This window comes from Thioclava marina (assembly GCF_002020135.1).
Taxonomy (GTDB): domain Bacteria; phylum Pseudomonadota; class Alphaproteobacteria; order Rhodobacterales; family Rhodobacteraceae; genus Thioclava; species Thioclava marina.
In genome coordinates, this window is record NZ_MPZS01000001.1 from 1891954 (window position 1) to 1903906 (window position 11953).

General features: G+C 63.5%; 9 protein-coding genes and 1 tRNA gene. 1 reads left to right on the forward strand and 9 read right to left on the reverse strand.

The features are described 5' to 3' along the window. Positions 1-86: 86 nt before the first annotated feature. From BMG00_RS09175 to BMG00_RS09200, 6 genes are all read right to left on the reverse strand, one after another. Positions 87-662 (reverse strand): DUF1269 domain-containing protein, encoded by a 576-nt coding sequence (locus tag BMG00_RS09175; protein ID WP_078574092.1) that lies wholly within the window; start codon positions 660-662, stop codon positions 87-89. Positions 663-737: 75 nt separating this feature from the next. Next, positions 738-5276 (reverse strand): glutamate synthase large subunit, encoded by a 4539-nt coding sequence (gene gltB / locus BMG00_RS09180; RefSeq protein WP_078574093.1) that lies wholly within the window; start codon positions 5274-5276, stop codon positions 738-740. After that, positions 5273-6031, reverse strand: coding sequence for a hypothetical protein (locus BMG00_RS09185; protein WP_211274117.1), 759 nt, complete (start codon positions 6029-6031; stop codon positions 5273-5275). Before BMG00_RS09185 ends, gltB begins: the two co-directional genes overlap by 4 nt. Positions 6032-6067: 36 nt before the next feature. Continuing rightward, complete coding sequence (locus BMG00_RS09190; RefSeq protein WP_078574094.1) at positions 6068-7501, reverse strand: NAD(P)-dependent oxidoreductase; 1434 nt, start codon at positions 7499-7501, stop codon at positions 6068-6070. A 219-nt stretch (positions 7502-7720) separates the two neighbouring features. Continuing rightward, on the reverse strand, positions 7721-8518 hold the full coding sequence (locus BMG00_RS09195) for an undecaprenyl-diphosphate phosphatase (protein ID WP_078526652.1): 798 nt from the start codon (positions 8516-8518) through the stop codon (positions 7721-7723). 64 nt (positions 8519-8582) lie between these two features. Continuing rightward, positions 8583-9569: a complex I NDUFA9 subunit family protein gene (locus BMG00_RS09200; RefSeq protein WP_078526654.1), complete on the reverse strand. Its 987-nt coding sequence runs from the start codon at positions 9567-9569 to the stop codon at positions 8583-8585. 160 nt (positions 9570-9729) lie between these two features. On the opposite strand from BMG00_RS09200, the gene BMG00_RS09205 reads away from it, so the two are divergent. Next, a tRNA-Leu gene (locus BMG00_RS09205) sits at positions 9730-9814 on the forward strand. 150 nt (positions 9815-9964) lie between these two features. On the opposite strand, the gene BMG00_RS09210 is transcribed toward BMG00_RS09205, so the two are convergent. The 3 genes from BMG00_RS09210 to BMG00_RS09220 form a co-directional block, all read right to left on the reverse strand. Beyond that, entirely contained in the window at positions 9965-10315 is a 351-nt protein-coding gene (locus BMG00_RS09210) for a hypothetical protein (RefSeq protein WP_245794975.1), read from the reverse strand. 11 nt (positions 10316-10326) lie between these two features. Beyond that, a complete protein-coding gene (locus BMG00_RS09215) occupies positions 10327-11103 on the reverse strand; it encodes a DUF6478 family protein (protein ID WP_093469953.1) in 777 nt (258 codons plus the stop codon). 157 nt (positions 11104-11260) lie between these two features. After that, positions 11261-11902: a hypothetical protein gene (locus tag BMG00_RS09220; RefSeq protein ID WP_146642591.1), complete on the reverse strand. Its 642-nt coding sequence runs from the start codon at positions 11900-11902 to the stop codon at positions 11261-11263. Positions 11903-11953: the final 51 nt, after the last annotated feature.

The following is an 11953-nucleotide window of genomic DNA, read 5'->3' on the forward strand; positions in this document are numbered from 1 at the left end:
AGAATGTGGCGCAAATGGGGCGCGTGTCCGCGCGCTATCTAGTGTTTACGTAGGTTTGCATTAGGTTTTGCAGGGGTTCTGGGCTCTCAGAGCGCCGAGGGACCGACCATCCGGGCCAGCGACCCGGTCGCCCCTTCCGCGATCTCTTCGCCGGTAAAGGCCGTTGTGCCGCCCGTCTTGAGAGCGGTTTCGAGGCGTTGGTGAAAGTCTTCGGGCACGGGGATCTTGAGGACGCGACCCGTCGCGTGGCCCAGCGTCTGCATGCGCTCCAGCATATCGGCCGCCGTGCCTTTGCGCAGCAGCACGAACACCGCAGACCCGCCCAGCGGCAGGCTTTGACCGGCATCGCGCAGGAATTCGTCATTGATCCCGAGATCGGTCGCGTGACCGGCGACTGCGCCCGCTCCCGCCCCGATCGCGGCGCCCACCACCGGCGACATGAAGACGAGCCCGATCAGCCCGCCCCACACCGCGCCGCCAATTGCGCCCAGGGCGGTTGTATTCGTGTCCTGATGCAGGCGGACCTCGCCGTTTTCCTCGCGCGTCACGACGACGATATCCTCGGCATCGAAGAAGCCCTCCTTGCGCAGCGCCTCCAGTTCCTCGCGCATCGCGAAACCGGCGGCTTCCGTTTCATGGGCCATGACGAGCAGTTCGGACATCGTTACCTCCAGACAAAGCAAAGGGGCGAGACTTGCGCCTCGCCCCCTCAACGTATGCTGTCCGGGAAGGTTCCCTTATTCCGCCGGGACCGCCTGGGGCTCGTCGCTCAGCGGGTAGGGCAGGTGGATGAGCATCTCCTTCGGGCAGATCTGCAGGAAGTTCGCACGCTCCGCCTCCCAGTGCTGAAGGATATCGGCTGCCTTGCGCGAGCCGGTCTCGGCCACGTGGCGCTCGATCAGGCCCTTCAGCTGGGCTTCCCAATGCTCGTGGCCCAGTCCGCAGGTGACGAGGCTTTCGAGGTTGATCTGCTCCTCGGCGATGTTCTCCGGGTCATAGACATAGGCCATGCCGCCCGTCATGCCCGCGCCGAAGTTCGGCCCGATCGAGCCGAGGATCACCGCGACGCCGCCGGTCATGTATTCGCAGCCGTTCGAGCCGCAGCCTTCGACCACGACCTTCGCACCCGAGTTACGCACCGCGAAACGCTCGCCCGCGCGGCCCGCCGCGAAGAGGTAACCGTCGGTCGCACCGTAAAGCACGGTGTTACCGATGATCGTGTTTTCGGCGGCCACCAGCGGCGAGGCCATCGGCGGACGCACGACGATCGTGCCGCCCGAGAGCCCCTTGCCCACATAGTCGTTGGCATCGCCCGACACTTCCAGCTTCAGACCCGGTGCGGCAAAGGCACCAAGCGACTGGCCGCACGACCCCGTCAGCTTCACTGTGAGGTGGTCGGGTTGCAGCGCATTGCGCATCCCGAAGTTCTTCACGATGTGGCTGGACGCGCGCGTGCCGATGGTGCGCAGCGTGTTGCGCACCGCGTAGCTGAGCTGCATCTTCTCGCCTTCCTCGAAGAAGCGGTGACCATCCTTGATGATCTCCGCGTCGAGCGTGTCAGGCACCCAGTTGCGCGGCTTCGAGCGGTCGTAGACGATCTTGTCCCAGCCATCGACGGTGATCAGCAGCGGGTTCAGGTCGAGATCGTCGAGATGGGCCGAGCCACGGCTGACCTGCGTGAGCAGATCGGCGCGACCGATCACCTCGTCGAGCGAGCGCGCGCCGATCGAGGCGAGGATCTCGCGAACTTCCTGGGCGTAGAAGGTGATCAGGTTCACCACCTTGTCCGCCGTGCCGGTGAACTTGGCGCGCAGCTCGGGGTCTTGCGTGCAGACGCCCACCGGGCAGGTGTTCGACTGGCACTGACGGACCATGATGCAGCCCATCGCGATCAGGGCCGCGGTGCCGATGCCGTATTCCTCGGCGCCCATCATCGCCGCCATCACGATGTCGCGGCCCGTGCGCAGACCGCCATCGGTGCGCAGGGTGACGCGTTCGCGCAGGTTGTTCATCGCGAGCACCTGATGCGCCTCGGTCAGGCCCATCTCCCACGGCAGACCGGCATATTTGATCGAGGTCGCAGGGCTCGCGCCCGTGCCGCCATTGTGACCCGAGATCAGGATGATGTCGGCCTTCGCCTTTGCCACACCGGCCGCGATCGTGCCGACGCCGGACGACGCCACCAGCTTCACCGTCACTTTGACCTTCGGGTTGATCTGCTTGAGGTCGTAGATCAGCTGCGCGAGGTCTTCGATCGAGTAGATGTCATGGTGCGGCGGCGGCGAGATCAGAGTCACGCCCTTGGTCGAGTGACGCAGGCGCGCGATCAGGTCGGTGACCTTCATCCCCGGAAGCTGGCCACCCTCGCCCGGCTTGGCGCCTTGGGCGACCTTGATCTCGAGCTCTTCGCAATGGTTGAGGTATTCGGCGGTCACACCGAAACGACCCGAAGCCACCTGCTTGATCTTCGCCGAGGGGTTGTCGCCGTTGGGTTCGGGCACGAAATGCGCCGGATCCTCGCCGCCTTCACCGGAATCCGACTTCGCGCCGATCCGGTTCATCGCGACGTTCAGCAGCTTGTGCGCCTCGGGCGAGAGCGCGCCGAGAGACATGCCGGGGGTGACGAAGCGCTTGCGGATCGAGGTGATCGATTCCACCTCCTCGATCGGGACGGCTTTACCCAGCGGCTTGATGTCGAGCATGTCGCGAATGTGGATCGGCGGGTTCGCCCGCATCATCGAGCTGTATTGCTTCCAGAGGTCATAGCTCGCGCGGTTGCAGGCCGATTGCAGCATATGCATCGACTGCGCACCCCAGGCATGGGTCTCGCCGGTGCGGCGCGACTTGTAGAAACCGCCGATGGGGAGCACGTCCTGACTGCCCTTCCAGCCCTTGGCGTGCACCTGCTCCAGCTTGTGCTGGATGCCGTGCAGACCGATGCCGGAGATGCGCGAATGCATGCCGGGGAAATACTCCGCGACCATCGCCCGCGACAGGCCAACGGCTTCGAAGTTCAGACCGCCGCGATAAGACGAGATCACCGAGATCCCCATCTTCGACATGATCTTCAGCAGACCGGAATCGATCGCATCGCGATACTTGCGCATCGCGTCGACGAGCGTACCGCCAAGCAGTCCGCGGTCGATGCGGTCGGCCAGCGTATCCTGCGCGAGATAGGGGTTCACCGTCGTCGCGCCGGCGCCGATCAGCACCGCGAAGTAATGCGGGTCGATGCATTCGGCCGAGCGGACATTGATCGAGCAGAAGGTCCGCAGACCCTTTTGCGTCAGCCAGCTATGCACGGCCGAGGTCGCGAGGATCATCGGCATCGCGACCTTGTCCTCGCCCTGATCCTTGTCGGTCAGCACGATATGGAGCGAACCCGAGCGCACCGCGTCTTCGGCCTCGTGGCGGATCCGGGTCAGGCCATCGCGCAGCGCTTCCTGATCGGCATTGGCCGGGAAGGTACAGTCGATCATCGTGACCTGCTCGCCGAATTCCTTGAGCATCACGTCGAATTCGGAATTCGCGAGGAACGGGCTTTCGAGGATCCAGATCTCGGTCTGCGAGCTGTCCTCGTCGAGCACGTTCTTGAGGTTGCCGAACCGCGTCTTGAGCGACATCACGCGGCTTTCGCGAAGGCTGTCGATCGGCGGGTTGGTGACCTGGCTGAAGTTCTGACGGAAGAAGTGGCTCAGCGGACGGTATTGCTTGGACAGAACCGCGGGCGGGGTGTCGTCGCCCATCGAGGCGATCGCCTCCTTGCCGTCCTCGGCCATCGGCGCGAGGATCTGCTCGATCTCTTCGACCGAGAAGCCCGCAGCGATCTGGCGCTTGCGCAGTTCGGCGCCCGAATATTTCGGCTCCTCGGGCACGTCCACGAGGATCGCGTTGAGGTCCGTGACCTTGCCGACCCACTCGCCGAAGGGCTGGGCCGCCGCGAGTTTGTCCTTGATTTCAACGTCGTGGTAGAGCTTGCCCTCGGCCATATCGACCGCGATCATCTGGCCCGGACCAAGTGCACCCTTCTCGACCACCGTGGCCTCGTCGACCGGCACCATGCCCGCTTCCGAACCCGCGATGAGCAGGCCATTGCCGGTGATCACGTAGCGCAGCGGACGCAGCCCGTTGCGGTCGAGACCGCCGCAGACCCAGCGGCCATCGGTCATCGCCAGAGCCGCAGGACCGTCCCAGGGCTCCATCACGGCGTTGCAATAGGCATACATGTCCTGCCACGCCTTCGGCATGTTCTCGGTGGATTTCGACCACGGCTCGGGCACGAGCATGGTCTTCACCATCGGTGCGTTGCGGCCCGAACGGACCATCAGTTCGAACACAGCATCGAGCGCACCCGAATCCGACGCGCCCGCGGGGATGATCGGCTTGATGTCCTCGGCGCTCTCGCCGAAGGCCGACGAGGCCATGCGGATCTCGTGGCTCTTCATCCAGTTGATGTTGCCCTTGATCGTGTTGATCTCGCCGTTATGGGCCAGCATCCGGAAGGGCTGCGCCAGCCACCACTGCGGGAAGGTGTTGGTGGAGTAGCGCTGGTGATAGATCGCGAAGGCCGACTCGAAACGATCGTCCTTGAGGTCGGGGTAGAACTCGGCGACCTGCTCGGCGAGCATCATCCCCTTGTAGATGATCGAACGGCACGACAGCGAGCAGATGTAGAGCCCGTTGATCTGCGCAGCGATCGCCGCTTTCTCGATGCGGCGGCGGATGATGTAGAGCTCGCGCTCGAATTGCTCCTGGTCGATATCCTTCTCGTTGCGGATCAGGATCTGCTCGATCTCGGGGCGCGTCGCGTTGGCCTTATCGCCCAGAACCTCGGTGTTCACCGGAACGTGGCGCCAGCCGTAGATATAGTGGCCCATCCGCAGGACTTCGGATTCGACGATCGTGCGGCAGCGCTCCTGCGCGCCGAAATCGGTGCGCGGCAGGAAGACCTGACCGACAGCGACCATCTTCTCCATGTCCGGCTCGTGGCCGGTGCGGCGGATCTGGTCATAGAAGAAGGGGGCGGGGATCTGGACGTGGATGCCCGCGCCGTCGCCGGTCTTGCCGTCGGCATCGACCGCGCCGCGGTGCCAGATCGCCTTCAGCGCGTCGATGCCGTTCTCGACGACCTTGCGCGAGGCCTTGCCGTCGATCGAGACCACGAGACCAACGCCGCAGGATGCCTTCTCGTCATCCTCTTTCCACAGCGAATGCTCATTCATCCACTGGCGCTTGGCTTCCTCGGCGGCCACCCAGGCTTCATCATATTTGGTCATCTCAGTGCCTCCTTGGAGAATGAGCGGGAATTGGGGGCGAGCCCGATGCGCAACGGCGCCGGAACGGTCGCCTCGGTCATCATCAGGTCGCAGTCATATTCGGGAACTTCGGTCGAGAAACCGGGATCCCCGGGAAAGTCGAAGCGCACGGGGCTGTCGTCATATTCGACGACATCGCCCTGCGCGTTCTCGAACCGCTCGGCGCCGCTGAGAAACAGACGGTGCTTGCGGCTGACATATTGCGTGCCGGTCCGGTGCGAGAGAAGCGCGCCGGTTTCATCGTCTTCGCGCAGATCGAAGGTGATCGTCTCGAGCGGCACGTCGTCGATCGTGACCGACTGGCCGGTCAGCGTATCGGTGCCGCGATAACGCTGGAGACCGCGGAAATTGCTGCGCGTGACGAAATCGTAATCGTCCTCGCCATCCGAGAGCAGCGCCGAGAAGGACGGCGCGTCCTTCGACGCACCCGGATCGAAAAGCTCGATCTCGCCGGTATCGGTCGAGATGCTTTCAATCCAGCGCGTCTCGGCATCGATATGGCTGATGTAATAGACGCCCTCGCCATCGGCATAGGCCGACCATTGATCGCCCGCCGGATCGCCCGCGCAGGTGTAGTAGTTGGCAACTTGGCAATTGCGCATCTGCACGGTCATGTAGATCTCGCAGCCCTTCGGCGGGGCGAAATTCGCGGCATGGGCCGAGAGGGCGCTGAAGAGCACCCCGCCGATCGCCAAGCCGAGAGAGTTCGACCGCATTGCCAGTTCATCCTTTCGCGAAAGCGCGGGGGCGGATCACTCCGCCGCGACCGCCGCCTGGTTCTCGAGATAGCGCAGGATCGCATCGCCCGCCTCGCGACCGTCGCGGATCGCCCAGACGACGAGGCTCGCACCGCGCACGATATCGCCCACCGCATAGACGCCGGGGATCGAGGTTGCATGGGTGCCGAAGGATGCTTTCACCGTGCCCCAGCGGGTCGTTTCGAGATCCTTGCTCTCCCACTGGTTCGCGAGATCCTCGGGCTCGAAGCCGAGCGCCTTGATCACCAGATCGGCCTCTTCCTCGTACAGACCGCCCTCGATCTTCTCAGGGCTTTGACGGCCCGAGGCATCCGGCGCGCCGAGGCGCATCTTCTGCACCGTCACCGAAGAGACGGGATTGCCCGAGAAACCGGCCGGAGCCGCGAGCCAGACGAATTCCACGCCCTCTTCCTCGGCATTCTGCACTTCGCGCTGCGAGCCCGGCATGTTGGCACGGTCGCGGCGGTAGAGACATTTCACGCTCGTCGCGCCCTGGCGGATCGCGGTGCGCACGCAGTCCATCGCGGTGTCGCCGCCGCCGATCACGACGACGCGCTTACCTTCGGCATTCAGCGTGCCATCCTCGAATTCGGGAACCTCATCGCCGAAGCTGAGCTTGTTCGACACAGTCAGGTAATCGATCGCGCGCACGATGCCCGCCGCGTCCGAGCCCGGATCGGTCAGCTCGCGCGTCTTGTAGACGCCGGTCGCGATGAGCACCGCGTCATGCTTGCCGCGGATCGCGTCGAAGGAGATATCGGTGCCGACATTGCAGTTCAGCACGAACTCGACGCCGCCATCTTCGAGCTGCTTCACGCGCTGCATGACGATGTCTTTTTCCAGCTTGAAGCCGGGGATGCCATAGGTCAGCAGCCCGCCCGCGCGGTCATAGCGGTCATAGACCGTGACCTGCACGCCCGCGCGGCGCAGCACGTCGGCCGCCGCGAGGCCGCCGGGGCCGGCGCCGATGATGCCGACGCTTTCGGCACGCTCGGTGGCGGGCTTGATCGGCTTGACCCAGCCCATGTCCCAGGCCGTGTCGGTGATGTATTTCTCGACCGCGCCGATGGTGACGGTGCCGTGGCCCGACTGCTCGATCACGCAATTGCCTTCGCACAGGCGGTCCTGCGGGCAGATGCGGCCGCAGATCTCGGGGAAGGTGTTGGTGGCCTGGCTGATCTCGTAGGCCTCTTGCAGACGGCCCTCGGCGGTCAGACGCAGCCAGTCGGGGATGTTGTTATGCAGCGGGCAATGCGTGTGGCAGTAGGGCACGCCGCACTGGCTGCACCGGCTCGCCTGCTCCTTCGCCTTTTCATCGGCAAACTCGCGATAGATCTCATTGAAGTCATGGGAGCGGACATCCGCATCGCGCTTTTGAGGCATCTCCTTCGCCGTGTGGACGAACTTGAGCATCGGTTGCTTGGCCATGTCGGCGCCTCCCTGGGTAAATCTTGGGTGCGCATTGCTACACCGCTTCGCGCGGCATTAAAAGTAAACTATGCTGACCTATTTGTAGGAAAAACGATGCCAAACGCGACGAATATGCGTCGACACCGTGAATTTTATGTCAGTGTCTGTTACCTAAACCTCGCGGGACCCTGAAAATCTTGAGGTTGCGAAGGTCGGAAATAGTGATTCGCGACGTAGTCAGCCTAGCACGCCGATGCCCGCAAGCGTCAGAAGAAGCCCGCCGAAGAGGATCCGGTAGATCGCGAAGATCGTGAAACGGTGCCCCTGAATGTATCCGAGCAGCCATTTCACCGCGATGAAGGCGGTGACGGTCGAGACCACGAAAGCGATCCCGAGGCCTGTCCAATCCTCCGATTGCGCGCTGCCCGAGGTGAATTGCTTGAGCAGCTCATAGCCGCTCGCTGCATACATCGTCGGGATGCCGACGAGAAAGGCGAACTCCGTCGCGGCGGCGCGGTTCGACGTGCCCAGCAGCATCGCCACGAAGATCGTGGTTGCCGAACGCGACGTACCCGGGAAGATCCCGGCGACGATCTGTGCGATGCCGACCGCAATCGCCACGCGCCAGAAGATCTCGGAGTTGTCCTCCTGCCGGTCGGCGACACGTTCGGCAAAGAGCATCCAGAAACCGCCGATCACTAGCGCCCAGGCGACGGGCTGGATCGTGGTGGGCAGCTCGAACCCCATCTTTTTCACGATCAGGCCGAGAACGGCGGTGATCAGGAAGGCGACGGTCAGTTTCGCGAGGTAATCGCGGTTCTCCGGCTCACGCCAGTTGAACAACAGCTCCATCAGCCGCCGCCAGTAGATCAGCGTCACGGCAAGGATCGCCCCGGCCTGAATGACGATATTGTAGGTATCCGAGCGCGTGCCCAGCCAATGCTCGGCGAGGATCAGGTGCCCGGTGCTCGAAATGGGAAGGAACTCGGTGATCCCCTCGATCACACCGAGCAGCACATCGTTGAGATAAATCACGAAATCTTGCCTTGTTCAGATGCGCGACGCGCGCGGGACACTCGTATCAGACCCCGCGCAGGCCTCAGATCTTGCGCAGGTTCTTCGCCGATGCCTTGATTGCATCATACTGCCCGCCCGGACGGAAGCGCCACAGGTAGCCCGGCAGAATCGCGCCCATTGCGACTGGCTGGATGCCGAGATCGGCAAAGCTCTTCGCGCCTGCGGCGACGACATTGTCCGCTTGCAGGTTCTTCACCTGATCGCGCGTGAGGATGCGGTTGACCAGAAGCCCGCCGGTGACGGCCTGCACCAGATCGAACGCGCCACCCAGGATCGAGGCGATCCAGCGCGGCAGCGACAGCACGACGCGGCGACGGTTGATCACCTCGAGCATCTGCTTCATCAGGTCGTGGAAGGTTTCGACATCGGGCCCGCCAAGCTCGTAAATGCCCGGGGCGACCTTGCCTTCAGCGCCCAGAACCGCCGCCTTGGCCACGTCATCGACGAAGACCGGCTGGAATTTCGTTGCTCCGCCAGTGATCGGCAGGACCGGGGTGAATCGCGCCATCGAGGCGAATTTGTTGAAGAACCCGTCTTCGTTGCCGAAGATGATCGAGGGGCGAAGGATCACCGCCTGCGGATAGGCTTCGAGGACGGCTTTCTCGCCGGCGGCCTTGGAACGCGCATATTCGCTCTCGCTATTGGCGTCGGCCCCGATTGCCGAGATCTGCACTAGCGACTTCACGCCCATTTCCGCAGCGATCTTGGCCACGCGGCCCGCGCCTTCGGTCTGCACCGGGCCGAACTTGTTCTTGCCCTCGTTCACGAGGATGCCCACGCAGTTGATCACCGCATCGGCGCCCTGCATTGCGGCGCGCACGCTCGCGTCGTCGCGGATGTTGCACAGAACGGGTTCGACCTGTCCCACGGCGCCGTAAGGTTTGACGAAGAGCGCCTCATTCGGACGACGCACCGCGACCCGGATGCGCCAGCCATCCTTGGCCATGCGCCGCGCGATATAGCGCCCTACGAACCCCGAACCGCCATAGATCGTGACCAGCTTGGACATGGGCAGAGGCCTTTCCTTGCGACAAATTTGTCCCTTGATTACCGCCAAGACCCCACAGGAACAAGGGTAAAGACCCGCAACCGGCGCGGGCGCGAAAATTTCCTGCCGATCCCCGTTGACAGTGCTCGCGGGCCTCTGTATCTCGCGCTCCACGACACCTGCCCAGGTGGCGGAATTGGTAGACGCGCACGGTTCAGGTCCGTGTGCCGCAAGGCGTGGAGGTTCGAGTCCTCTCCTGGGCACCAAATACAGCCAAGAGCCCCGAGACCATCTGGTTTCTCGGGGCTCTTGCTTTTCCGGGCATGGGAAATTCGGTCCGAATGACCAGGACTTCGCGCGGTTCACAATCGCGGAAAGATCCCCGAAATCTTTGAAATAAAAGCCTGTCGGCGCGATCAGCCGTCGCTTTCGGCGCAATGCTGGCGGAAGGCGCGCTTGAGCAGGTCAAGTTCGGCGCGCAGCAATTCGATCTCGGCGCGAAGATCCTCGGCCAGCGGCGCGCCGGCGACGAGGGTGAAGCGATCCACGATTTCCTCGTGCCCTTTGCGGCAAACAAGAAAGGTCAGAACCCCTTCGTTCAGGAGTTCGGGGGGAATCGGCTGAACGATCCGCCAGTCGCCCGGTCCGCCGCTCACCTCAAGCCCGTCAAGCACCTCGCTCAGATGGCGCACTTCCAGCTCGGGGCAATCCTGCGCTTTCGACCGGGCTTCCCAGCGCCCACCCTTGATCCGCGTCCTCTCCAGCATGCGCGTCTCCCTCAGATTTCCGCCCGCGGATAGCGCGCGAAGGTCACGTCCCGCAGCTCGATCTCGTTCAGGCGGGGGCTTTCAAAGATAATGTCGACCCAGGCCTTCTCGAGGCGTTTCTCGTTCATCCGGGTATAGGCGAGGTCGAATTCGACGAATTGCGCGCCCTCGCCACCAGGCATTTCGCGCACCAACTGCTCGTGATTGGGGCCGTGCTTGATGTTGAGCCGACAGAAAATCTCGAGCGGGCGCTCCAGCGCCAGATCCATCTCGAGGCGCAGCAGGTGATTGAGCTGCAATCCGTGCAGCGCGCTTTCGGGAAGGTCGATCACCAGCGACAGGAAACTGCCGTCGAAACCCAACACATCCATGCGCAGCCCGTAAGGCGCCACGGTGTCGGCACCCGTGTTGCGCAGCTGGCGCAAGGTGATCTCGGAGCGGGCACAATCGTGAAACAGCGTCAGTTCGTGCCCGAGCTTCGCCCGGTTTTCGGCCCCTGCGAGCCCGATCGGCCGCACCGGCGCGCGCCAGAGTTCGGGCCGCCAGACCCAGTCGCTGCCCGGGGGCTGGGCGGGTGAGACCGTGTCGGGAAAGGCGGCTTGAAGCCGGGATTGCGTCGCGCGCAGCACGGCATCGAGTTCATTGCGCAGACCACGCGCCTGACCGCGCAGACTGCGCAGCCCGTCGGCGTCCAGACCATCGAGCGATTTCGCCGCGCGCTGCCAGCGCCGAAGCGTCCGGCGCTCATTCATGCGGTCAAAGAAGGAAGAGCCTCGCCCCACGGCCATCATCCTGTAAACGTTTACAAAACCTAGGCCTTGCGGGATGCGAAGCCGTTTTCATTGATCCGAGTTATTTCTTAAAATCCACCCTTACGAAAGGGGAATTCTGAGAAAAACAGCTCATAAAACAGGGCGTTGGTGCCGCGCCGGCGGCATTCAGGCGTCAGTTCGCCGCCCGGATCGCCGCCGCGAAATCGCGCATCAGCCCGCGCTGGGCATCGGCGCTCATTTCGCCGTCTTTCAAGGGCATGACCGCCAGCGCGGTGATCCGGCCGCTTAGATCGGTGATCCCGCGCAGATAGGTCGTCGCGATCGGCGGGCCGCCGGATTTCGAGCGATCGCTGATGGTGAGCAACAGCATGTCGTCGGCGATTTCGGATTTCTGGATCGTCACGTCTTTGGCTTCGCCCGAGCGGGCCAGTGCGGCACGTCCGATCTCGGAGCGGAAGAATTCCCCGATCTTCTGAAGCCGCGCCTTCGACAGTTTTCCGGCCTCATCTTCGATGGCGGGCGGGCCGACTGTGACGCTCAGCAGCGCGGGCTGGCGCGCATGGGAGTCGTCAGGATTTTTCGAGATCGCGGCGCAATTTCCGAACAGGGCGAAGCCGCCCGCCCCGGAGTTGCGCAGGCTCTTGGGGTCGATGCACCAGCCCTTCGGCGCCGCCACCGTCAGCGCGCCATTGGCGAGCGAGGTGCGCGATTGCGCGACCTGGGCGGTGCCGAACTCCCCGGGTACGCAGCCGCTCAGAAGCCCTGCGATCGCGAGGCTCGCGACAAGCGCGGTGACAGGACGGAACAGAGACATCGAGACATGGCCAAACATGGCAAAGGGGATAATTCCAAGGCGGCTCTCCCG